General features: G+C 63.7%; 25 protein-coding genes. 21 read left to right on the forward strand and 4 right to left on the reverse strand.

The features are described from left to right. The first annotated feature begins 69 nt into the window (after positions 1 to 69). Both ACP693_RS02785 and ACP693_RS02790 read left to right on the forward strand, forming a co-directional pair. Complete coding sequence (locus ACP693_RS02785) at positions 70 to 1,272, forward strand: patatin-like phospholipase family protein (RefSeq protein ID WP_425986698.1); 1,203 nt, start codon at positions 70 to 72, stop codon at positions 1,270 to 1,272. A 17-nt stretch (positions 1,273 to 1,289) separates the two neighbouring features. Beyond that, entirely contained in the window at positions 1,290 to 1,868 is a 579-nt protein-coding gene (locus ACP693_RS02790; protein WP_425986695.1) for a hypothetical protein, read from the forward strand. 1,097 nt (positions 1,869 to 2,965) lie between these two features. On the opposite strand, the gene ACP693_RS02795 is transcribed toward ACP693_RS02790, so the two are convergent. Then, entirely contained in the window at positions 2,966 to 3,868 is a 903-nt protein-coding gene (locus ACP693_RS02795) for a CoA transferase (RefSeq protein WP_425986693.1), read from the reverse strand. A 96-nt stretch (positions 3,869 to 3,964) separates the two neighbouring features. Here ACP693_RS02795 and ACP693_RS02800 point away from each other — a divergent pair, with 96 nt between their 5' ends. The 11 genes from ACP693_RS02800 (at position 3,965) to ACP693_RS02850 (ending at position 12,059) form a co-directional block, all read left to right on the forward strand. Further along, positions 3,965 to 5,155 carry an acyl-CoA dehydrogenase family protein gene (locus ACP693_RS02800; RefSeq protein WP_425986691.1) on the forward strand — a complete coding sequence of 397 codons (1,191 nt, stop codon included), beginning with the start codon at positions 3,965 to 3,967 and terminating at the stop codon, positions 5,153 to 5,155. 116 nt (positions 5,156 to 5,271) lie between these two features. Continuing rightward, positions 5,272 to 5,862, forward strand: a complete 591-nt coding sequence (locus ACP693_RS02805; protein ID WP_425986689.1) for a TetR/AcrR family transcriptional regulator — start codon at positions 5,272 to 5,274, stop codon at positions 5,860 to 5,862. Positions 5,863 to 5,980: 118 nt separating this feature from the next. Continuing rightward, positions 5,981 to 6,838: an alpha/beta fold hydrolase gene (locus ACP693_RS02810; protein WP_040349824.1), complete on the forward strand. Its 858-nt coding sequence runs from the start codon at positions 5,981 to 5,983 to the stop codon at positions 6,836 to 6,838. Positions 6,839 to 7,430: 592 nt separating this feature from the next. Further along, positions 7,431 to 7,751: a hypothetical protein gene (locus ACP693_RS02815; RefSeq protein WP_425986687.1), complete on the forward strand. Its 321-nt coding sequence runs from the start codon at positions 7,431 to 7,433 to the stop codon at positions 7,749 to 7,751. A 625-nt stretch (positions 7,752 to 8,376) separates the two neighbouring features. After that, positions 8,377 to 8,865 carry a hypothetical protein gene (locus ACP693_RS02820; RefSeq protein WP_425986685.1) on the forward strand — a complete coding sequence of 163 codons (489 nt, stop codon included), beginning with the start codon at positions 8,377 to 8,379 and terminating at the stop codon, positions 8,863 to 8,865. Further along, entirely contained in the window at positions 8,862 to 10,079 is a 1,218-nt protein-coding gene (locus ACP693_RS02825) for a TrbI/VirB10 family protein (RefSeq protein ID WP_425986683.1), read from the forward strand. The genes ACP693_RS02820 and ACP693_RS02825 overlap by 4 nt, the downstream gene beginning before the upstream one ends. After that, positions 10,076 to 10,591, forward strand: a complete 516-nt coding sequence (locus ACP693_RS02830) for a S26 family signal peptidase (protein WP_425986681.1) — start codon at positions 10,076 to 10,078, stop codon at positions 10,589 to 10,591. The genes ACP693_RS02825 and ACP693_RS02830 overlap by 4 nt, the downstream gene beginning before the upstream one ends. Positions 10,592 to 10,599: 8 nt before the next feature. Then, positions 10,600 to 11,190 (forward strand): lytic transglycosylase domain-containing protein, encoded by a 591-nt coding sequence (locus ACP693_RS02835; RefSeq protein ID WP_425986679.1) that lies wholly within the window; start codon positions 10,600 to 10,602, stop codon positions 11,188 to 11,190. After that, the gene (locus ACP693_RS02840; RefSeq protein WP_425986677.1) at positions 11,187 to 11,468 is read left to right on the forward strand and encodes a hypothetical protein; all 282 of its coding nucleotides are present in this window, start codon (positions 11,187 to 11,189) and stop codon (positions 11,466 to 11,468) included. Before ACP693_RS02835 ends, ACP693_RS02840 begins: the two co-directional genes overlap by 4 nt. After that, on the forward strand, positions 11,461 to 11,667 hold the full coding sequence (locus ACP693_RS02845; RefSeq protein WP_425986675.1) for a hypothetical protein: 207 nt from the start codon (positions 11,461 to 11,463) through the stop codon (positions 11,665 to 11,667). The genes ACP693_RS02840 and ACP693_RS02845 overlap by 8 nt, the downstream gene beginning before the upstream one ends. Then, complete coding sequence (locus ACP693_RS02850) at positions 11,655 to 12,059, forward strand: helix-turn-helix transcriptional regulator (protein WP_425986673.1); 405 nt, start codon at positions 11,655 to 11,657, stop codon at positions 12,057 to 12,059. The genes ACP693_RS02845 and ACP693_RS02850 overlap by 13 nt, the downstream gene beginning before the upstream one ends. Here the strand turns inward: ACP693_RS02850 and ACP693_RS02855 are convergent. Next, entirely contained in the window at positions 12,056 to 12,322 is a 267-nt protein-coding gene (locus tag ACP693_RS02855; RefSeq protein WP_425986671.1) for a DUF7662 domain-containing protein, read from the reverse strand. The two genes, ACP693_RS02850 and ACP693_RS02855, sit on opposite strands and share 4 nt — an antisense overlap. Positions 12,323 to 12,370: 48 nt before the next feature. Between ACP693_RS02855 and ACP693_RS02860 the strand changes: the two genes are divergently transcribed. From ACP693_RS02860 to ACP693_RS02895, 8 genes are all read left to right on the forward strand, one after another. Next, a complete protein-coding gene (locus ACP693_RS02860) occupies positions 12,371 to 12,895 on the forward strand; it encodes a hypothetical protein (protein WP_425986669.1) in 525 nt (174 codons plus the stop codon). Positions 12,896 to 12,928: 33 nt separating this feature from the next. Continuing rightward, a complete protein-coding gene (locus ACP693_RS02865; protein WP_425986668.1) occupies positions 12,929 to 13,360 on the forward strand; it encodes a hypothetical protein in 432 nt (143 codons plus the stop codon). Positions 13,361 to 13,471: 111 nt separating this feature from the next. Continuing rightward, the gene (locus ACP693_RS02870; RefSeq protein ID WP_425986666.1) at positions 13,472 to 14,995 is read left to right on the forward strand and encodes a hypothetical protein; all 1,524 of its coding nucleotides are present in this window, start codon (positions 13,472 to 13,474) and stop codon (positions 14,993 to 14,995) included. Positions 14,996 to 15,185: 190 nt separating this feature from the next. Further along, entirely contained in the window at positions 15,186 to 16,121 is a 936-nt protein-coding gene (locus ACP693_RS02875; protein ID WP_425986664.1) for a hypothetical protein, read from the forward strand. 50 nt (positions 16,122 to 16,171) lie between these two features. Beyond that, positions 16,172 to 16,870: a hypothetical protein gene (locus ACP693_RS02880; protein WP_425986662.1), complete on the forward strand. Its 699-nt coding sequence runs from the start codon at positions 16,172 to 16,174 to the stop codon at positions 16,868 to 16,870. Between the two features lie 95 nt (positions 16,871 to 16,965). Next, complete coding sequence (locus ACP693_RS02885) at positions 16,966 to 18,405, forward strand: toll/interleukin-1 receptor domain-containing protein (RefSeq protein ID WP_425986660.1); 1,440 nt, start codon at positions 16,966 to 16,968, stop codon at positions 18,403 to 18,405. Continuing rightward, a complete protein-coding gene (locus ACP693_RS02890; RefSeq protein WP_425986657.1) occupies positions 18,398 to 19,918 on the forward strand; it encodes an argonaute/piwi family protein in 1,521 nt (506 codons plus the stop codon). The genes ACP693_RS02885 and ACP693_RS02890 overlap by 8 nt, the downstream gene beginning before the upstream one ends. A 106-nt stretch (positions 19,919 to 20,024) precedes the next feature. Next, complete coding sequence (locus ACP693_RS02895; RefSeq protein ID WP_425986655.1) at positions 20,025 to 20,825, forward strand: hypothetical protein; 801 nt, start codon at positions 20,025 to 20,027, stop codon at positions 20,823 to 20,825. A gap of 46 nt (positions 20,826 to 20,871) precedes the next feature. Here ACP693_RS02895 and ACP693_RS02900 read toward each other — a convergent pair whose 3' ends face one another. Both ACP693_RS02900 and ACP693_RS02905 read right to left on the reverse strand, forming a co-directional pair. Beyond that, entirely contained in the window at positions 20,872 to 22,158 is a 1,287-nt protein-coding gene (locus ACP693_RS02900; RefSeq protein WP_425986653.1) for a hypothetical protein, read from the reverse strand. A gap of 59 nt (positions 22,159 to 22,217) precedes the next feature. Beyond that, positions 22,218 to 23,060, reverse strand: a complete 843-nt coding sequence (locus tag ACP693_RS02905) for a hypothetical protein (RefSeq protein ID WP_425986651.1) — start codon at positions 23,058 to 23,060, stop codon at positions 22,218 to 22,220. Positions 23,061 to 23,108 lie beyond the last annotated feature (48 nt).

A 23,108-nucleotide genomic window follows, 5' to 3' on the forward strand; every position in this document is an offset into this window, starting at 1 on the left:
TCAACACGCACGGGCGAGTTCCTGCGGGGTAACGCTACGGCGTATTACCCTCATCGCTAGAAAGTACTTATGCAAAGAGTTCGTATCGCGCTGATCGCAGCCTGCGGCCTGGCCTTCAGTGCGTGTGCGACGGTGGATCGCGCGCCCGAGATGTCGCTCCACGAGTTGGAGCGGGGCCTCGTCGCGACCCAGGACCCCAGGATCGCACCGAGCGATCAAGGCCGGCTGGAGCGGATTGCAGAGGATTTTCGCAATCGGCTCGCCGGCAGTGACCGCCGCCGGTCGATTCTCGCCTTGTCTGGAGGGGGGGCAAACGGTGCCTATGGGGCCGGCATCGTGGCCGGGTGGACTCAGCACGGCGATCGCCCGGACTTCGATATCGTCACAGGCGTGAGCACAGGAGCCCTGGCAGCGCCCTACGCCTTCCTCGGTCCTGACTGGGACGATGAACTCGCGGCAGCCTATTCCGAAGGACAGACCGAGGGTCTCTTAAGCTGGCGCAGCTTCGCTGCTTTTCTGTCGCCAGGTCTCTTCAGTCCGCGAACGCTTGAAGCGCTTGTCGAAGAGCACGTAACGCCGGCTTTGCTGGCGCAAATCGCCCTGGAAAACAAAAAGGGGAGGAGGCTCTTTGTCGCCACGACGAACCTCGATTCCGGCGAGACGGTTATCTGGGACATGGGCCTTCTGGCCGAGGGCGGCGATGAAAACGCCCTGCGGTTGTTCCGTCAGGTGCTTCTCGCATCGGCCAGTATTCCGGGCGTCTTCCCCCCGGTCTTGATCGCCGGAGTGACCGAGGCCGGGACCGTTCGGCAGGAGATGCATGTCGATGGCGGGGTCAACACCCCGTTTCTCGGCGTTCCGGAAGGGATGATCCTGAGTGGCGAAGCCCTTCCCGGCTGGAGCGGCAGCGAACTCTACGTCATCATAAACGGAAAGCTCGGGCAGGACTATCGTCAGACCAAGGGCAGTCTGCCGTCCGTCTTCGTCCGGTCTTACCAGAGCATGACCCAGTCTCTTCTGCGAACTAGTCTTGCGGCCCAGGGCGCGTTCGCTCGCCGCAACGGAATGCGCGTGAACGTGGCGGCGATTCCGCCAGAGGTCGACGCTTCCGTGCTCGATTTCGACCAGGATTCGATGACGGCGCTCTTCGAGGAGGGCCGTCGTCGCGCAGCGGCCGGCGATGGCTGGGCGCCATTGAATGTCGGCCTGGTGGAGCCTCCCTCCCCACCGGGTGGCGGATCCGGCGGGCAACCCGGTCCTCAGAACCCCTGACGCCAACGAGACATTCGATGCCCTCTAGTAAAAATCTCCGTCCGCTGATCTCAGCGGCGGCCATCGGCCTGTCTTTTCAGTCCCTTGCCGGCGTCGCCAATGCCCAAGACGACGGTCGGCAGATCCGCGTCGCCGTCATGCAGCACGACGTCCTCCATCTGGGCGCGGGCGATCGCGAAAGCGGCCTCAACCTCGAAGTGGCGCTGTTGAGCCGGCCCATCGCGGCCCTGGCGACTGTCGGCCGTCCAAGGGTCTATGTGAGCGGCTCGGTGAACAGCGACGGCGACACGAATTTCGCGGCGGTCGGCCTGGCGTGGCGTCGCGACCTGTCCGAGCGGTTCAGCGGCGAGATCCAGTTCGGTTATGCGTTGCATGACGGGGTCGTGGACACGATCAATCCTGTCGAGGCGCAATCACGGCTTCTGCTGGGCTCACGGGATCTCTTCCGATCCGCCCTCAGCCTTGATTGGAAGGCCTCGGAAGACACGAGGATCGGTCTCCAGTGGGTCCATCTTTCGCACGGACAAATCCTGGGCGACGGGCGCAACCAGGGTATCGATACCGCAGGTCTGGTCATGACGTACCGATTTCCTTAGAGCGCGATCCCGGTCGGCTCGGCCCCCAAAGGAAAGAACCCCAGCCTGCTCAAGCCTCGGATGATCGTGCAGCAAGGCAGCGGCCGAAGAGTGCTGTCCCAAAGCGTGGGGCAATCCGGCGACTTCATAATGCAAGTCGCAGCGCCGGGCTCTGAACTTCCTGGGCTTCCTAGTCGGACGTTCTGGTAGCGACGATGCTAACCGGCCACATCGATTGAATAACGACCGTGGTGCCGAGCAACTGACGGCCTTCTTCAAGATTCCGGCCGCAGCGAACATGGCTTAAGTGTCTGGAGCCCTGTGCTCGTCTGTCATCGCCGGGAAGGACCGGCACGGTCATAGACCGTGCCGGCTTGGAAGGAAGGATGTCCACTTCTGAACGTCCTGAAAACGTCGCTGGTACCAAAGCGTTCCATTATTCGCTAGGCTTCGACCGTATATTACGAGCCTGGGCGCCTGATGGCCTCCAAATCCCCACGAGTTCACGCCGGATCGTCACTCAGATGACCGAGCTGTAGGCGAAATCGGGATTTGATCGCCGCGATAGTCGTCAAGCCGGTCTGCAGCCGCGGGTCCTGTAGCTAGGGAAGAGCGACCGAGAGCGGGTCAATCACAGACAGGCGCGACGCCCAAGCGAACCATCCCGCGGCTGACTGCTTCAGGGCAGGTCCGAGCGACAGGACCGGAGCCTAGGACTGTCCCCACGGGCGTGGATCTCGTCGACAAACTCATCAACGCCGGAAGGCGGACGTGGGAAGGTTTTGGTATCCGTGCGTTTGAAGCCATTATCCTTTCGCACAGCTGGCCAAGCCGAGGTCGTCGCGCGACACATCGCGTCTCTCCATTCCGACCAGCCTGCTGGACCCAGGGCGTGTCCACGACGTCGACGGGCGAGTGATGGATGGCCGGACCTCGGGAGGCCGCGAGGCGATGTGGTCCAACATCGCAGAGCGCGATGTGACGGCAAGGGGACTATTGAACGCCTTTGCCGAAACGGGCCTCAGTGCTGTAATGCTCGATCGTTTCTGTGGTGAGTTTGTGCGGGCCGCCCGTCATTTTCGAGCCGGCCTCATACTCTTATGCCCGTCAATCCCGAGCTAGGAAGTCTCTTCAGAACCGAACACTGTGCTGATCGGCAGGTCGTTGATCTTGGCTATCTCATCGACTTCGGACACCGACAGATCTGATAAAAATCCTTCCGGATCCCCCGCGGTGATCTCCATCAAGCGAGCGGCGAATTTGGGCTCGATCGCTGCAACCGCCGCCCAGCCATTTTTCAATGGGTGGATTCCGTAGCCCGGAAACGCACCCGATAAGGCTCCCCCGCTCCGGGTCAGGCCATAGCCGACCGGCGCTGCGAACGCGAGTGCGGCCTGCTTCAGGCCGACGGTGCGATGGCGACCCTGCGATCCACGTTCCCGACCGAGCAGCAGCGCCAACCCAGCGCGCGCCGCTTCCGCTGCCCCCCCGAGATCAGCGACAAGGGTAAGAGGCATCGACGGGGGAGCGACCAGGCCTGCGTCCATCTGGTAGGTCAGATCATGACCCGGCACTTCCGGCGCCCGGGTGTCGCCCACAATCTCGACCCAGCAAAGCCGGCTGTTGATCTCCATCAGCGACGGCGCTGTAATTCCCAGGCGCGACAGGGCAGAGGGTCTCTGGCTGGTGATGAGCAGGTCTGACTGCGCCAGTATGGTGCGGAGCGAGGCCATTTGTGACGGTTCACGCAAATCCAGGGCGTAGACCTCGACTCCCCTATGCAGGTCTTCGTACCAGGGAGGGCATGCAAGGTGAAGCAGATCGCCCGAAGGCGGTTCTATCTTCGTCGCAGTCACGCCGTCCGCGACGAGCATCGACAACGCGACCGGCCCGGGCAGATTCTGCGCCAGGGAGATGACGTTGAATCCTGCCAATGGGCGATGCCTGTCATAGGTCGAAGCCGGATTCATCGGGCTGGACTCCAAATCGTTATCGAAACCGCTGCGGTCGAAGACCGTCATCTCACCTTGACAGGCTGATCATGCCAGACAACATACTGTACGTCCAACATGTAACTTTTCCCAGGCACGTGACGCTTGGTATGCGGAGCGATGACGATGTCCAAGGACGCTAGGCCGATCTTCATGGCTCCGCCGGAGACCACTCCCCTGCTCAATCGCACCGTCTTCGGGTCGGAACACGACGACTACCGCCGGGGCGTGCGAAACTTTTTCGAGGCTGAGGTCTACCCGCACTGGGAAGCCTGGGAGGCTCAGGGGCATGTCGACCGAGACCTATGGAACAAGGCGGGTGCGGCCGGGATGCTGTGTGTGACGATGCCTGAGGCCTTCGGAGGGCTCGGCGCGGACCGCCTTTTCGCGACTATAGTTATGGAGGAGCAGGCGCGCGTGGGCGCCAGCGGGCCAGGCTTTTCGCTCCACTCCGAAATCGTCGCGCCGTACCTTATGCACTATGGCAGCCAGGCCCAAAAGGAGAGGTATCTGCCCAGAATGGCGTCTGGAGAGCTCATCGGCGCGATTGCCATGACCGAACCCGGAACGGGATCGGACCTCCAAAATATTCGGACCCGAGCCCGCGACGCCGGCGACCACTACGTCCTCAATGGATCAAAGATCTTCATCACCAACGGATTTCTCGCTGACCTCGTGATCGTCGTCGCCAAGACCGGAGAAACCGGCAAGGGGAGCGCGGACACCAGTTTGATGCTCGTGGAAGCGGGTACGCCTGGGTTCACCAAGGGAAAACCGCTCAAAAAGATGGGTATGCGAGCCCAGGACACGGCTGAACTTTTCTTCGAGGATGTCCGGGTTCCCAAGGAGAACCTGCTGGGCAGCGAAGGCGCCGGCTTCCTGATGCTGATGCAGCAACTCGCCTGGGAGCGCCTGATGATCGCAATCCAGGCGCAGGCGAGCGCAGAAGCCGCCTTCGACATCGCTCGCGACTATGTGAAGTCCCGTACCGCCTTTGGGCGTCCGGTCGCCGCCTTCCAGACCATGCGCCACCGAATGGCGGACATGCAGACCGAACTCGGCGTCGGCCGCACCTTCGTAGACGAATGTCTTAAGGCGGAGATCGCCGGGACCCTGACGCCGATGGCGGCTGCGGCGGCCAAGATGTGGGTGTCAGAGATGTGTAGCCGCGTCATAGACCAGTGTGTTCAGATGCATGGCGGTTACGGGTTCATGTGGGAGTATCCTGTGTCGCGGGCGTTCGTCGACAACCGCGCCCACCAGATCTACGGGGGCACCAATGACATCATGCGAGAGCTGATCTCCCGGGCACTCTAGTCTGGCCCGTGACCTTTGGTTCCTTGTGCAATCCAGCCGAAACGTGAGAGGCCATGACACATCTCGCACATGACGGTCGACCTCACCCCCGAACCCAGACCGAGCGATCCGCCGCGATGAAACGGCGGCTGATCGAGGCGACGCTCGAGACGCTTCACGAGCATGGCTATGGCGAACTAACGATCGGCCGGGTCGTGGCCGTGGCAGGGGTCTCGCGCGGGGCTCCCTTGCATCACTTCACATCGAAAGCCGCCCTGGTCGAGGCTGCGACGGCGTCTCTCGTCGCTGACGTGTCCCAGAAGATGCTTGAGATCTGGAAGCGAGTTCAGAGAGACCCTGATCCGATCAGGCAGTTTTCACTGGCGCTCTGGAAAGACATCTTCCTCGCGCGCGAAGGCGTTGTTTTGGCGGAACTCAGCCACGCCAGCCGCAGGGCTCCGGAACTCGCGGAAATCCTCACCCGTCTTTGGACAGGCTTCTATCGGATGGTGCAGGATTTTCATCCCGCTGATTCCGCCGGGTTTGGCGGCCCCGCCGGTGAGTTGTCTGTCGGTCGGACATTCATGTTGAGCCAATGGTTGATGCGAGGCATGCACGCTGACGTTCATTTGGGAGCGTCGAAAGCGTTGTTCGAAGCCTATTTGAACCAGTGGGTGAATGCCTTGGAACCCAAGGTTTCCCCCCTAGGGGATGGGCCAGGGGCGTGATCGAAACCGGCGATTCGAGGGGGTGGTGCAAAGTTCCGCCGGTTTCCAACGCCTGGGCTGATCCTGCGGCCGGTTCAGAAACGAAGCGAAACTCCGAACCAAAGATTGAGACTTCCGAATGAAAGAACCGGCCAGAGCAGCGTTCAGGACCACCGACGGTCTAGATTTGGCGGCCGACCGCTATGGTCGGCCCGGACGCGGATCGATCCTGATGGCGCACGGCGGGGGCCAGACCCGACATTCCTGGGCCAAGACGGCGACGGTGCTTGCGGATCGAGGTTGGCAAGTGGTGGCGCTCGATCTTCGCGGCCACGGCGACAGTGCTTGGTCGACGACGGGCAGCTACGCGATCGAGCGGTTCGCGGCCGACCTTGTGGAGGTTGCGAAGACGATGGGTGACCGTCCGGCCTTGATCGGGGCGTCGCTGGGCGGTCTCGCCGGACTGTACGCGGAGGCGGAACTCGCGCCTGGAAGTTTCAACTCGATCACATTGGTGGATATCGTTCCCGGCATGGACCTGGACGGAGCCGCCAGGGTGATCGAGTTCATGAGCGCCAATGTAACGGAAGGTTTCGGAAGCCTTGACGAAGCGGCCGACATTATTGCTGCCTATCTGCCCCACCGCCCGAGACCTTCAGATCAATCCGGGTTGGCCAAGAACCTCAGGAAGGGCGCCGACGGCCGATACCGCTGGCATTGGGATCCCGGCGTCGTCGCCGGTATGCAGAGCGGGAAGTCCTTGCATGACGCGGAGGCATTCCGGGCTCGGCTGCCTGGGTTGAAACTGCCGGTCCATCTTATCCGCGGTCGCCTCAGTGAGCTGGTATCCTTAGAAGCGGCGGAATCCTTCGTCGACCAGCTTCCGAACGCACAGTTCACCGATGTCGCCGGGGCTTCACACATGGTGGCGGGTGATCGCAACGACGCCTTTCTCAGTGCTGTGGTTGAATTCCTGGAGCGCATAGACCCTCAGTAATCCGACGCAAATGCCTGATGCCATGCTGGGGTTCGTCGTGCTGACGTCTCTCTCCACGATCAAACCGAGCGGGCGGCGTTTGTGACCGGGGACGCGCCGCAACGGCCCCTCCCCGCGCCTACAAGATATGCTCGCCTCGCACAGCATGCCGCGAACATAGGGACCGTAGAATTTGAGCGACGGGGTCCCCCTCTGCGTCGCCGACACCTGAGCCTTAACGGTCGAGCTGCCGGAGGGGCGACGGTCACCCATCCTTGCACCAGATCGCTGCGTCAGCGGGGGGCAGGTTCGGAATCCAAGTTCAGGGGCCGATCGAGCTCGCGCTGCGCGGGTCGCGCTTTCGAAGCTTATCGCTCTCTAGCTGCTTGTCCTATCATTTGACCTTAGCTGCCGACTCCAAAATAGATTGGTTAGACGAATTGACTGCTGGGGTGGCGATGGCAACCTAGAGCTGGAGGACGATTGGTTGGCGCAACCATCGAACATTTTCCTGAACGCGGAACACGAGTCGGCCGTTCGGACTGGCGTCAAGACGTACGCTCGTCTCACGACCGACGTCAGGCGCACCCTGAGATCGCTCCAGGACCACGGCTTGGCCCTAGCCGCCATCAAAGTCCTGGAGGCGGGCGTTGAGCTCAATACGTCGTTGAAATCCCAGGCCGGGCTGATCGAAAGCGATTCAAGCGCCGCCTCGCACGATCCTGGAGAACAGCCTGGTCTTCGACAGAAACTGATCCGCGCCCTGGCCGCAGATGCCGCACTGTTCAACGAAGTCGGCGGGCGCCTGTTGACCGCGGACGAGGATGAGCTGCTCGTAAACGCAATTGCTGAAACGCTGATCTGGTTGCTTGCTCGGGATTTGCCGTCCAGCCAGGCCGGAGGCTCTTGTCAGCGGATCATGGTTCATAACTGAGACGATCAACGATGAACAATCTCGACGATCTCGCGATCGTACGCATCCGGGGACGACCGCGGGCACCTGTTGCCCCGAAACAAAGCCCCTTCTCGAAGGGTCAGGCACGAGGCGGCTAGTTCCCACCCTCGCGGCCTCCCGCCATACGCAGGAGGTCGCCAACGCTAAGACCTTCCAGGTGAAACGCTCCGATGACCCGATCATGGACGATGACCCGGCCGCTCCTCCCGCGCACAGCAACGCAACTCAGAACGCGACCTCGGGCGAGACTTGACAGACGCACGCGAGCGGCACGGCCCGTCGGACTGTGCAGTTCTGGCGCATCGAAGTCCGAGAGCCTGACCTCGATCCAGGTCGCCGGATCGGTGCCGGGACCCACACACAGGCTGTCGCCGTCGCCGACATAGCGGACGACGCCGGAGAAGGTCTGTCCCGCGCGATCGGGCAGCCGACCTTAGCACGGATCGGCGTGTGCAAGCGCCGGGTACAGCAGCAGGGCTGAGGCGATCATAAGCCATTTCAACGGTCCAGCCATGCCGTCTCGCCACGGCGGCGACAACCCCGGCGGAGGGGAAAGGAAGGCCGGTGGCGGGCGCTCCGTGGTGGAGCGGCAAAGGACACCGCCATGACCCTGAATCCCAGCCCGGCTCGCGACCGTTGCGACGCTGCGCGCCCGACCCCGCCGAACCCGATGCTCGCTTGTGAGACCCTGGACGATCGCGCCCTGCTGAGCCTGATGCTGGGCCGGTCAGCCGACGATCCGGACCGCCTGGCGTGTGACCTGCTCACCCACTTCGGCAGTCTGGGCGCCGTTCTCGCAGCGGACCTGTCGGAACTAATTCGGACGGTTCATGCCGGGCCCGCCGTTTTCGGGGAGCTGAAGATTCTGCGCGAGCTGGCCGTCCGGCTGACCCGGATCGAGGCCGGTCGTCGGCCGGCCATCGCGTCCTGGACCGCTCTCCTGGCCTATGTTCGGACCGCCATGGCCCATCTCCCGAGAGAGCAGTTAGGTCTGTTCATCGTCGATCGCGTCTTCGATCGCGCCGAGCTCAGGCTCGGCGATCGACGCCCCCAGATCGTTCGTATCCGCCGTCTCCAGGGAGCCGCCCGATGACCGCTTTCCAGGATACCCCCCACGATCCCGACGATGTTGCTTCTTCGGCAGGGTCCGGCGTCGACCCTGAGGTCAGACCCGACCTGGCCAGCAAGGCCAAGGCGCCGCCGCCTGGCCTGTCAATGCGGGCGCGGCGTCCGCCGGTCACCCGGCTGCGCAAGTCTGTCGTCCAGACGATTGTGATCGGCGGCGTGATACTCGTCTCCGGCTCCCTGGCCTGGGCCTTCGTCGTCCAGCCGGAATTGCGCGACAGCGCCCGGCTCCGCGCCGTCGAAGGCCGGGAGGACCAGGCCCGGGGCTCCGTTCGGCCCTCCGAAGCGGTCACCGACCAGCCGGCGACCTATGACCGGCTGCCCGAGCCGCGCCATGGGGCCGAGCCCGAGACGGCTGAGCCGGGTGTCCCGCCGCCACCGCCCGCGCCGGCCCGGTATAGCGCCGGTTATGCGCCATCGCGGACGACCCGGGCGACCGGGCCCAGTCCGGGCGCACAGGCGGCGCGATCGGGCTTGTTCTTCGAGGGGTCGTCAACCGGGGCTGGTCCTGCCGCGCATGCCAGGGCGGGTCCAGCGACGGCCGGCGCTCGTGCGGACGCTGCGGACATCGGCGCCACCTATAATGGCCATACACTCACGGCACCGCTGTCACCCTATGAGCTGAAGGCTGGCGCGATAATTCCTGCGGTCCTGTTGACCGGGGTGGACACCGCGCGCGCCGGGCCGGTCGTCGCGACGGTCTCGCAGAATGTCTATGACACCGTCAGCGGCCGCCATCTCGTCCTGCCCCAGGGGACCCGGCTTATCGGCCGCCATGAGGGCGAGAGCGCCTATGGCGACCGACGCGCCTTCCTGACCTGGGACCGGCTGATCCTGCCCAACGGCAAAAGTCTCGTCCTCACCGGCGAGCCCGGTGTGGACGCGCAGGGCGCGGTCGGCGTGCGAGGCCAGGTCGATCGACGGCTGTTCCCGCTCCTGGTTGGCACCCTGTTCGCCGGGGCCATCACAACCCTGGGCCAGGTCGCCCGTGACGGCGAAGGCGAGGGATCGGGCGGCCTGCTCGGCGACGCTGGCGACGCCGCCGCGATCGAGGGCTCCCAGGTCGGGGGCCGGTTGGTGGACCGGGAGCTGGAGGTCCGGCCGTCGATCCGTCTACGCGCCGGCGCGCCGGTTCGCGTGATGATCACCCGCGACCTGATCCTGGAGCCGTACCGCCCATGACCTGGACACCTCTCGATACTGGAAATCGCTGGGCCGTGCTCGGCGTCACCACCTTCTTCCTGGCCGTGGGCGCCCTGATCGTCGATCAGACGCCGGCCCTGGCCCTCGTCAACGAGAGCCCCAGCGTCCCGCGTGGCCTCTATCTGCGACAGCCTGGCGGCGCGGCGGAGAGGGGGGCGATGGTTGCTCTGCCCCAACCCCCCATCGCCCGGCGTTATCTGGGCGCACTCGGGATGCCGGCGGAAGTGCTTCTGATCAAACGGGTCGCGGCCGTCGGTGGCGATCCCGTCTGCCGGCAGGGAACTGCGGTTCGAATGCCTGGCCGCGTGGCTCACGTTCTAGATCGTGATCGGCGCGGCGCGGCTCTGCCCGGCTGGACCGGCTGCCGTCGGCTCGCGCCGGACGAGCTCTTCTTGCTCGGCGACACGCCGGGAAGTTTCGACAGTCGCTATTTTGGCCCCGTCCGGACCCGAGACCTGGAGGGGGTGTTTCGGGAGACCTTGACATGGTGAGATCCTTTTTGGCCGCTCTGGCCCTGGCGCTCGCAGCGGGCAACGCATCCGCTCAAACGGTCGACTGGCGCAACGCCGGCGGCGATCTGTTCGGCCGTCCCGCCGCGCAGCCTGTGTCGGACGTGGCGGGCGTCGATGACCTCACGCCCCGACTTCCGACCCTTTCACAGCCGTTCATGGACGCGATCGCCGTCGCCGCCGAGCGCCACGGGATTGACCCCAAGATGCTTCATGCGCTGGTGATCGTGGAATCCGCATACCGGGTCGATGCCGTGTCTCCGGTCGGGGCCGGCGGCCTGACGCAGTTGATGCCGGGAACGGCGGCGGATCTCGCGGTCAGAGACCGTTTCGATCCGATCGAGAACCTCAACGGCGGGGCGGACTATCTGGCCCGGCAGCTGCTCCGCTTCGGCGACGTCCGGCTGGCGTTCGCGGCATATAATTCGGGACCGGATCGCGTCGCCCGGCTCGGGCGCATACCGAACATAGCGGAGACGCAAGCCTATGTGGCCGCGGCCGTTGACTGTTACCTCGCGCTCTCGGCCGGGAGGGGCGCCCGCAATTCCCGGGAGTGCCGGACCCCGGAGCCCAGCCGATGATCCCCGCGACAGAACCGGTGGCGGCGGTGACTGACGCCGCCGATGAGGATCTGCTGACCCGAAAGGAAGCGTCCGCCTTCCTGATCCAATTCGGCATCCGCATGAAGCCGGAGACGCTCGCCCGGCTGTGGTCCACCGGAGGCAATGGGCCTCCCTGTCTGCATGTGCGGCACAGACCCTACTATCCGCGTGGCGTGCTGCGCGCCTGGGCCTTGAACCAGGTCAGCGACCTTCGCGCGTCTGCCCCGCCCGCGGCCAGGGGTCGGCGTCATGCCTGAGGCGGGATTGGAAGGGTTCAGAACGGAGTGGGCGCCCAGCGTGGCGGACCTGCTGGTCGACCCGGCGGTCAGCTTCGCTTTGAAGGACGTTCTTCGCACCTGGGAGGTTCGAGATCCGGTCGATGCGGCGCGGGACGCCCGCTTGCTGGCCGAGGTTCTGGAGCGCCGGGCGGACGAGGCGGTGTCATGGACAGTGTGAGCGAGCCGCCTCCGTTCGACGCGTTGGAAGACCGGATTCTCCCCTGGTCGCAGGTGAAGGTGATCTGCGGTCTGAGCCGGACGACGGTCTGGCGTATGCAGAAGACCGGAGATTTCCCGGCCTGCGTCCAGGTCTCGCAAAACCGGGTCGGGTGGTGGCAGAGCGAGCTGCTGGCGTGGCGACGGGCGAGGACGCCGAGGCGCCTGCCGGAGCCCCGGGCCATAGTGGAGAGGCCGGCGCCGGTTAGACCGCCAGTCAGGAGAACCCTGGAAGAGCCGCCGAGGTCAGCGGCGCCTGAGGCTGAGAGCGGCTCGGATCAGCCCGTCAAGAGCCGTCGGAAACGGAAATCTGGTGTTTCCGAAAACCAGGCTGCGTTCGACTTCGGAGGCTAGGAGGCGGACCGGGTCGATTGGACCCGCTTGAAACGGACGCGGTCGGCGCCGGCGATCAGGAAGGCGTCGAAGCCGGCGGCACCCCAGGCCTTGCGTTGAACGTGTGTTGTGGCCGGGTCGGTTGTGTTCGCCCACCACTGCGGCAGGCCCGCGCTCTTGGGTAGCATATAGCCGATCTTTCGCTCCATCTCGGCGAAGGAGAGTTCGAGTTCATCGGTCTTCAGTTTGCGGAGATAGTCCCGAAGCGGATCATACTTGCCCATTGACCTACAAAGCCGGACAGCGGCGTCGTTGCCAAGGGACAGACGCAAATGAAAACCTACGCAGAGGCCCTGGAGCCCGACGCCCGATATCGGATCGTGATGACGGACGACCCGGTCGACGGCCTGCGCCCGTTGAGCTTCCGCGACCACTACGACATGGTCGCCGATCTGGATCTGCCTGCCGGTGCACCGGACGTCGTGGCCAGGATTTATGCGCGCGCCCTGAACGCCTTGATCTATGGCTGGCTCGACTACGAACTGATGGTGGTCGCCGCCGGTCAGGCCCTGGCCAGTCTCGAGTTCGCCCTGAAGACTCGGCTGGGCGCTGACGCCAAGAAGATGCCCGGCCTCGCAAGGCGTCTGGGCTATGCGGTTGATCGGAACATTTTATCGCCGCCGCAGAAAAGTCAGTGGGGCGACGATCACCAGTTGCTCGTCCATATTCGCAACGAGATCGCCCACGGAAGCGAGCACGTCTATCCGCCGAACCTCGCGGCGATCATATTCGATCGCTGTCGGGCCCTGATTTGTGAGCTCAACGACCTTCCGGCGCCGAACCTCAGACAGCGATGACGGCGTCGTCCTTCAGGGCCTGGTGAGACCGGTATGGACAAGTTCGAGCTTCTGAGGACGTTCTGCGAAAGCGGGATCTCGCGACCGGAACAAAGCAGGCCGGTCGTCATCCCTTGGGGCGACCAGTCTCGGCTGCTCTGGCCGGAAGCGCAGTATTTCGCTCCGTGGCGCGACGTCGCCTATGCCCCGGCATCGGAACCCGCAGCTGACGCGGCGATTCAGGATCGCGTCCGCCTCAAGCGCTGGAAACGGGTTTCGCCGGAGGCGGGCCGGGTGCTGGGCTCTCGCCTGACGCAGGCGCTTTCAGTGATCCAAATCAATGAAATGGCCGGTGAGCGCGCAGGAACACCCTTTCCGTCGGGACTGGATGACAAGGCGCTAACCGCGGCCCTGTTGATCTACTGGTGCTACGCGATGGACCTGCCCTTGGCGGAGTCGGGCGGCGCGCCGGCCGGCCGCGCCTGACGACCCCAGACCCGCGAGCTTCGGAACTGGTGACCTCAGAGTTGAAGGCGAGCGGACGTCCGAATCTGGCGCACACTCGAGGCAGTTCGTCTTGAACATCCGGATTCCTCGATGACCGCATCCTTCTCTCTCATCATGCCCGACCTCAGAGCGGTTTCCGACGAGGACCTTGAGTCCCTGCTGCCCCAGGCAGACGGCGCCTGGAGCCGGCAATCCAAGGCCCTGATGCTCAGCCTGGGCGCGCAGAAGCTCAATCTGAACAGCAACTGGGCCGAGGTCCGGCGTGACTGGGTCTGTGAGGCCTGTCAGCGCCGCAAGCCCGATATCGCGCGGGTCAGCGATAACGGTGTCCTTCTGTGCCAGCTGGAATGGCATCACGACCACCTGCGCGATCACGCCAAACAGAGGCTTCGCCCGCTCGTGAACATTGAGGACCGGACCCCGGAAGCCCGGGACCTTCGGCGCGGCGTCGACGCCTGCAAAGACCTCACCATGCGGTTCTTCACCACCCTGATCTGCAACGACTGCAATACGGCCGAGGGGAAGGCCAAGGGCCGGCTCGGCGACCTGATCCCCAGCTATTTCAGCTTCTCGCCCCGCGAGATCATGCGCTTCATCCAGGTGAAGCCCAACCGGATGCATGGGATCGACGATGAGGCGGTCCGTGACGTCTGGAACGAGGTCGAGAGCGACGTTGCGGACCGGCTCGCCTTTCTCGACATCCTTGCGGGGCGTCTGAAAGCGGGAGGCCATCGCATCCAGGGCAATCCACCGCAGTTCTGGAGCCCACACGTCCTGACGTCGATCGTGCCCCGCCTCGCATCGCAGCAGGGCCAAGACGCAGAAAGCCTTTATCGGATACCCGGCATCGTTTCGGAGCGCTCGGTTCGTCACGACGGCTTTGGAATTTCGCCCCGTCTCAAGCGGACCGCCGCGCGAAGACCGAGCCTCGAAGACCTCGCGGCCTTCAGGACCTCCCAAGGCGTCGAGACACCCTGGCGGCGGGTCGTCCCGGACTGGCGGTGCGAGGTCTGCCGGCGCGATCGGAGCGAGGCGCTCCGACTTTCGGGAAAGGGCAAATGGACGGGACGCCTGCATCGTCACATGGTTTTCACGGCCGAGCGCGATCCCCAGGCCTTGTTCTGGCGCGTCGGGGATGAGAGCTGGATGGGGGCGTTCCGATCCTATCGGGTCGTGTACATCTGTCAGGACTGCCGCCAGGTCGTGACGGACCTGCGATCGATCGACGCCTCGTATTCGGAGAATGCGCTGAGCATCTCCGATCTTCGTGATCTCGTGACCGATATCGCGCCCAACCGAAAACACGACGTCGACATCCCTGCCGCGCGAGCGCGCGCAGATGAGAACTATGAGTATCTGGGGCTGATCGAAGACTACAACCGGCATCGGTCCCAGAGCATCAGCCTGACCATCGAACTAACCACCCTGACGGGTGAGTTCCGGATGGGCCTGGAGGAGGCGCTCATCGAACTGACGCCGCTCGCCTGGGCTCCCGGCTTTTCTGACGATCAACTCCGGGAACGACTCGACTGGCTGCTCCTGGAGGGGCGTCGGCTCAGGCGCGAAGACCTCGAACGTGATGCGGACCTTCTTCCAATGGAGCCCCTAGTCTGACGTTGGCGAATTGGAGGCGCGGGCCGGTAGCTGAAACGCCGCCACGACAACAATAATAACATTAGATTGAATGGTAACATTGCCAATGTTATCGTGCAGTCCAATGTTATCGAACGCGACATTTTTTGGGAGCCTGGGCCGTCTTTTCGACGATGCGGCGGCCTACGTCACGCAGCTGTTCGACATCCGATTGACGTTCAAAGACGCCGACGTCGGCCTCCTGCCGTTTTTCCTGACGGATCGCTATCGTCTCGCCGAAACGAGCCTGTTCGGACGAAAGCTGCTCATTCTCGCCACGCCCGGCCAGGACGCGGAAACCCCGGCGACAATCGCCAAACATATCGAGACCGCCCGCTCGACATCGGACGCGTTCGTGGTTGTCTTCCTGACCGACGCCCTGAGCTCGGCCAATCGCCAGCGTCTTATCCAGCAGGGCGTCAACTTCATCGTCCCCGGCAATCAGCTGTTCCTACCCGAGCTCGGCGCCGATCTGCGCGAATATTTCCGGTCAGAGGTCCGGCCGGCCTTGGAACAGTTGACGCCGGCCGCCCAGGTCGTGGTCCTGGCCTCGTTACTTCGTGAGGACCTCGATGGCCAGACGCCCAAGTCCCTGGCCGAGCGGTTTCAATATTCCGCCATGAGCACCGGGCGGGTGGTTGATGAACTGCAGCGGCACGGCATTCTCAGCATCGATGTTCGCGGCCGGGCGCGTCGCATCGCTTTCAAGCAGGAGGGCGACGACCTCTGGCGGGCGGTCCGTGATTTGCTTCAGTCGCCCGTCCGTGCCCGTCGTCTGGTCAGGCCGTTTCCCGAGGTCCAAGCGCTGCCGCTGGCCGGGGAATCCGCTTTGTCGGATTACACCCTCCTCGGTCCTCCCGTTCATGAAACCCGGGCAGTATCCGCCCGTCAGTGGAAGGGGCTGGTCTACCAGCACGACCTTCAGCCGGCCGACGATCGGGACCCGGAAGCCATCCGCATCGAAACCTGGTCTTACGATCCCCGTCTGATTTGCCATCACGGACCCGTCGTGGATCGCCTCTCCCTGTATCTGAGCCTGGAGGACCGTCATGACGAACGCCTCGATCAGGCCGTCGACACCCTCATGGAGCCCTTCGGATGGTCGTAGGTATTGATGTGTTCAAGGCGGCTTTCGCGGGCTTCGAGGACCAGTACACATTGATCGGCGGGGCGGCGGCCGAGATCCACATGACCGGCGCCGGTCTGCCGTTCCGACCGACCAAGGACCTCGACTTGGTCCTCTGTCTCGAGGCCCTGAAGTCGGAGTTCGTCCGATCCTTCTGGGCCTTCATCGACGCCGGCGGCTACCAGACCCGCGAACGCAGCGATGGCGCGAGGAATTTCTTCCGGTTCACCCATCCCTCTGACAAAACCTATCCGGCGATGATCGAGCTGTTCTCGCGGCTGCCCGATGTCATCACTGTGCCGGAGGGCGCGCGCCTCACGCCCATACCGCTGGACGGGACGGTCGAGAGCCTGTCAGCCATGCTGCTCGACGACGCCTATTACGCGTTGCTCAAGGACGGAACGACAGAGATGGACGGCGTCCCCGTCATCGACGTCCAGACCCTCATTCCCTTCAAGGCGTTCGCCTACAACAACCTGGCGCGCGACCGGGCGGACGGCCAGCAGGTCGATAGCCGGAATGTCACCAAGCATCGCAACGATGTGTTCAAGCTCCTTCAGCTGTTAGGGCCGACGATGACCATGGCGGTCCCGGACGGGATTGCCGCCGATCTGCGGGCCTTTGTCGAAGCGGTCGAGGCGGACAAAACCTTTGATCCGAAGGCGCTGAAACTCTCGCCGCCTGACGCGGGGCAACTCGTCGCGCGGCTCAAGGCCGTCTACAACCTCTAGCGAGATCGCGCCGGCGAAGCGTGCGACAGCGCGGCGGAACAAAACAGGAAGAGTTTTGGAAATCACGCTATGGTTCCTGAGTGATTCCATCATCCGTGACCTCGCCATCGCCTCAAACGGCCTCCGGACCCGGCCGTCGCCTCGTCTTCATCAGCCATGCCAATCCTGAGGAGAACGATTTCGTCCGATGGCTCGGCGTTCAACTCGCCAGCGCCGGCTATGAAGTCTGGTCGGATGTCACCAAGCTGATCGGCGGGGAGCTGTTCTGGGACGACATCGAAGACGCCATTCGCCATCACACGGCGAAATTCATCCTGGTCGTCTCAGCCGCAGCCCTGAACAAGGAGGGCGTGAAAGACGAAATCCACCTCGCCGTCACGGTGGAGCGCAGCGACAAGATCGCCAATTTCCTCTTGCCGGTCAGGGTCGACGATGTCCCCTTTTCGGACTTCAAAGCCAATATCGCCCGCAAGAATGTCATCGACTTCAAGGCCGGGTGGGCTCCCGCCCTGGCCAGAGTGTTTCAGGTTCTTGAGCGTGACGGCGTGCCGAAAGGTGCAATCGCCCTGGCTGATGTCGCAGCCTGGTGTCTCCGGCGGTCCGACGCCGATCAGATGCCCCGGATTGAGCCCGAGCAGCTCTACTCGAACTGGCTCCCAATCGCCTCGCTACCTCCCCAAGTGTCCCTCTTCTCGCTCGGCGTCGCCGAGACGGCGGTCACGAGCGTCATGGCCGAGACCCGTCTCCCCTGGTTCAAATACTTCAGGCTGGTGGGGACGTTCGGCACGGAGGTGGATCTGAAGCTCGCTCTTCCGGAACAGGTCATCGAGCATCGCTACACCTTGCCGCTGGAAGACATGTTGGCCGGAATGCCGGCGGCGATGCCCGGTGTAAAACGCGCGGACGCGCGGCGCATGGTGGTCAACCTCCTGCGGCAATCCTGGAACAACGCCATGGCGGCCAAGGGATTGTCCGCGTTCGAGATGGCCGACAATTCGGTCGCATGGTTCTTCACCAAGGACCTGATCGAAAAGGACACCGCCTATTTTGTCGATCACACCGGCAAACGCAGGCGCAAGGCCATGGTGGGCCGGAGCGAGAAGCGGGGAGTTTACTGGCACCTCGGCTTCATCGCCAAACCCGTCATGACGGACACCCCCCATTTCGTCATGAAGGCGGCCGTCATCTTCTCGCACGACGGCAAGACGCCGCTCGATAGCGTGGAGAAGATGCACAAGCTCCGGCGCGGCTTCTGCCGGAACTGGTGGAACGGGCAGTGGCGCGATCTGATGTTGGCCTACGTGGCCTGGATCGGTGACGACGACGGCCGCCTGAGGTTGCCGATGGGCGATTTTGCAGAGGTCGTCGTGGATGCGCGGCCAGTCCTATTCGAATCGCCGATCTCTTGCGCCGATCCCGCCGTGAAATCCCGGGCCGTGGTCCTGGATGATGAGGACGAGACGCCTCCGGAAGCGCCGGTGGAGCCGGACGAGGCCTTCGAGATCGCGGACATGGCGGAGCCCGCAGATGACTGAACCGCTCCAGAGCCTGCAGATCCTGCCGGAGCCGCTACTCCAGTTCGGACACGGCCAGATGCTGCCCGATCCGAAGGATGGTCTGTTCCTTTTCGGCCCCATGATCGACGAGGGCAAACCCGCTGAAATGAGGGTCGGCGTCATCGGCACGGACGAGGGAATAGCGCGGTACAAGAAGTGGGTATCCCAGATCACGGGATATATTCCGGCCGCCAAGGCGGAGCAGCACCATCTGGCTTTCCCGGGCTTTGAGGCGGCCTTCAAGACCAAATGGCCCGCCAACCCCGTCGCGACCATCTCGATTTCAGCGGCGGCCTTGTCGAGCACAGTCCGGATCCCGGACGGCCACGAGCGCGTGTACAAGACCGTCGATCTCTTCGACCAGGCTATCCGAAAGTTCCTCCGCGAGGAGGACAGCGTGCCGGCGGTCTGGTTTGTCGTTATTCCGGATGATGTACACCGGTTCTGTCGGCCGAAGTCGATCGTTCCCTTGCCCGAACGGACCCGAACCAGCCAGCGGTTCTCCGCCCGTACGGCGCGGAACTTCGTACAGGTGCCGTCGATGTTCGCAGAGGACAACGCCGCCGCCGAGCCCTACCGGTACGAGGTCGATTTCCACAACCAGCTCAAGGCGCGGCTGCTCGATCAGAAAGTGGTTCTTCAGATCGTCCGGGAATCGACGATCGATCCGGAGGGCGTCAATGCGCTCGGCGGCAAGCCGCGGATGCTACAGGATCCCGCCAATATCGCCTGGAACTTGTCGACGACCGCCTTCTTCAAGGCCGGGGGGCGTCCTTGGGCTTTAGCGGGTGTCAGAGAGGACGTCTGCTACATCGGTCTCGTCTTCAAGAAGACCGATACCGCCGGATCGCCAGGGAACGCCTGTTGCGGCGCCCAGATGTTTCTCGGATCCGGAGACGGCGTCGTGTTCAAGGGCGCAGTGGGCCCCTGGTATTCGCTGACGACGTCCGAGTTCCACCTTGATGAGGCGAAGGCGAAGGAGATCGCCGGCCTGGTGGTCGAGGCCTATATCGCCAAGCACGGCCGCCCGCCCAAGGAACTTTTCATCCACGCCAAGCAGCATTTCAACGAGGCGGAATGGCGAGGCTTCTCCAGCGCCGTGGGACCTGACACACGGCTTGTCGGCGTGCGGATCCAGACGACGCGCGAGATCAAACTCTTCCGTCAGGGACGGAGCCCTGTTCTGCGTGGAACGGCCCTTACCGTCAGCCCGCGCAAGGGCTATCTCTGGACCGTCGGATTCGTGCCCGATCTCCAGACCTATCCAGGTCGCGAAGCGCCCAACCCACTGTCCATCGAGGTGACCAAGGGCGACGCGGATCTGACCCAGGTCATGCAGGACGTCCTAGGTCTCACCAAGTTGAACTTCAATGCCTGCATCTACGGGGATGGCACGCCGGTGACCTTGAGGTTTGCAGACGACGTCGGCGAAATCCTGACCGCCGCGCCAATCGCCAACCTGCCGCCCTTGCCCTTCAAGCACTACATCTGAAGGCCACGAACAGCCGCGGCTCCGGCGTCCCACCGTGTGTTGAAGCAAGCCCTTGACTAAACACCCACTTCGTGGAAGTTAAAACTTCCAGAGAGTGAGAGTTTACATGGGCCGCCCTTCGAGATCGACACAGGACTTACTGACCTCGCGCGAAGTGGCGTTGGCGGCGGATATTACGCCGCGCAATTTCGCGCTACTCCACGATCAGGGACTCGCGCCCAGAGCGCGGGCCAGCGTTTCGGGCAAGGCGGGCGCGCGAGTCTACGACGGCGTCGGGCTGGCGCACGCCGCGCTGATCGGAGCGCTCCACCTCAGCGGTCTCGAGCTCCTGGTCGCCGGCCGGCTGGCCGCCGCCTTCGCGGACCAGTTCGACGTGAGCTACGGCAAGCTCCCGTCAAACCTTGGGGCCTATATCCACGCGCCGCTCAATCCGCGGTCGGGCTACAGGCCGTGGGACGACGAGCCGGGCGAAGCGCCGATCGATACTGATCAGGACTACTGGCTCCATGAAAGGCTCCGGAACCGGTCGGGCCTGTATCAGCCTGCGACCGCGCTGACCGGCGATTTCATCATCGACATCGCGGACCACAGTTTCGTCACCACGGAGAACAAGGGGCGGGAAACGATCAAGGTGTTCTCGCCCGTCTCCGGCGGACTGCCCGCGAGCCCCGACTTCCGCATCGTCGGCCGGGGCTCGACCGCGCAGATCGTCGCGGTTCACGAGGAACTCGACAGTCTCGACGTCTTCAGCGATGCGCGGGCCGCCGACCAGTTACGCCGCCTTGAACGAGACTATCTCGATGGCCGCGACAATGCGGTGACGCGCCTGCGCATCAATCTCTCCCTGGCGATCCGCAACGCGTTCGATCGCCTCCAGGATCAGCGGGCCAGCATCAGCATGGGCTGATCGCGCCCGACGCCCAGATGTCTTTCGCTGCGCCAGGCATCTCACGTCATGGCATCACTGATTCTTGGTCGCCAGCTTCACCCAAACGCCTGCGGGCCTCTTGCAAGGCGTGGCCCATGACTTGCCACCGCGCCATGGGGCCGCGCAGGTGAATGCCGTCCTTGCCGAGGTCGAGCATGACCCCGATCGAGAGCTGCATCTCCCTTCGCCCCGTTGAGGTTTCGAACGTAAGCATTGTTTCCGCACGCGAGCTGCTTGGGGTCGTGTCCTCGAACCGTTGGATACGGAAATCCGTCAGCCTAAGCCCGCGCGCGTCGCGACGGGCTTCGTAGGCGAGCTTTCCGGCGCTCTTGCCGACGACATTGATCGATCGGCTCCCCATCAGCATGAAGTTGCTAGTGCTCCAGCCGACTAGATAGTCGTGAAGCGCTTCCTCTGGCGAGCCGGGTTCGAGACTATCTGGCAGGCCGGGGAGGTCTCGGGCCGTCCAGGCGTCGAGCGCCTTTTTCTCCGCGTCTCGACGCGCCGCGCTTGATACGGCCTCGTCGATAATATCGCCAAATGACTGTGAGGCCTTGCGCTTCTGGACCGCGATCCGGTCCGGCTCGGCGGCCTTCTCTTGAGCCCAATCGACCAAGGCCTGGAACAGGTGCCAGGCCTTGGCGCAGGCGATCCGGTTCCCGTAGCCGCTATCACGACCATGCAGGATGCCGTGCCGGTAGGGGATTGAAATCGGGTCCCCCGTCGTTTTGGTGCGTGGCGCCCTGATGAGACCGATCAGGGCGGGCAAGCCGGTCGGGTGACCGACGATGGAATCAAAGGCCGTGAGATCGGCGTGCTCGGAGAAGACGCTGAAGCCGCCGACGTCGTAGGCCAGCCCGTCAGAGGCCATAAGCAGGAGTGGCGTGGCGGCGAGATAGCGGCCCTCAAGGAACAGCGCCTTGGCCTCTTCAAGCTGGGGCTTGCGCTCGTACACCTTGTGGAAGCGATGGGAGCGCATGATCAGGAACCTCAGCGTCGGCTCATCGAAGATGTCGGCCAGCAACTGCTCCGCATCGACCGCCCTGCCTGCGGTCTTGAGTGCGATCGCGGATTCCATCGCCTCTGTGGGCATGCTTCCGCAAGTGACCCAACCCACGCCCGAGAAGGCGGTGTTGAAGCGGTCGGGCAGGGTCAGGACGCCGGCCTTGTCGACGACGTCCGCCAGCGCTTTGGCGGCGTCTGCCAATGGGCCATCCGGCGGCACGATCCCGAGGCTCGCGATGAGACGCGCCGCCTCAGCCGCCTGCATCATCTCGGCTGCTGTCGGGTTGTCTGAGATCTTCTTGCCCATGACGGATCGTAGCAGCCGATTCGCTTCGGCAACCGTTTTGTCGGAACGTCGCGGGGCCGTCAGCCGCCTTGGGGCCCGGCCTCGGCGTCGGCCTTGCCGAGATCAGTAAGCGTCGTTCGCAGCGCCGAAAGGATGTCGTTCGCGTCACGCACCTTCACCAGCGCCGCAAAATAGCGCGTCGTGCGCGCCATGGCGTCGATCGCGAAGAAAAGCGCCTTGGGAATCTCGGTTTCAAACGGTCCCAGTATCGGCCGGACGCCCTTGTCTCCTGTCCGCAGCTTCAGGGCGTCCAGACTATTTCGCGAGAGATGCCCGTAGAAGCCGCTCGCGAGACGATACTGGAGGTAGCCGGGATCTCCGGGCAGGCTCGCCGCCAACGCCTTCATGGAGATCGGCCGGCGTTTGCCCAGCAGCGCGGCATGAGCCGCTTCTCTTTGCACCGACGCGGAATGGAGCTCGGCGTTTCCTGGGTAGGCCGCCCGGAGGAGCTGTTCACGATCGACCGCGTGCTTGTGGTGATCGATGTCCAGCTCCTCGAGCGCCTTCTCCGGATTGGTCGCCAGAAGACTGAGCCAGAACCCGGCTTCGTGGATGGGGCGCACCGCGCCCACGGCCTCTATCGTCATGGCGCGCTCGGCAAGCATGATGCTTGCCGTGTAGGCGTTAAGTGCACGGCCGTAGACGCGAACGGCGGTCGGCGCGGCCGCATTTGCAGGCCCGCCGTCGCCGGCGTCCTGATGATCCTGGAATAGGCTCACGGCATACCGGTTCAGCTCGCGCGCGAGCTCGAACCAGTCACGGTAGTTGTCGATGTAGATATGTCGCCACGTCTCGACCTGTGGCGACAGCAGGCCATCATCTACAATCGCCTCACGAGGGTCTGCCTCTTTCCGCTCGGTCATGGTTCCAGTCCATCATTTCCAACTTGGCGAACCACGCAGGAGATTCGC

It is taken from the genome of Brevundimonas sp. TWP1-3 (assembly GCF_049896085.1).
In the GTDB taxonomy this organism is placed as follows: domain Bacteria; phylum Pseudomonadota; class Alphaproteobacteria; order Caulobacterales; family Caulobacteraceae; genus Brevundimonas.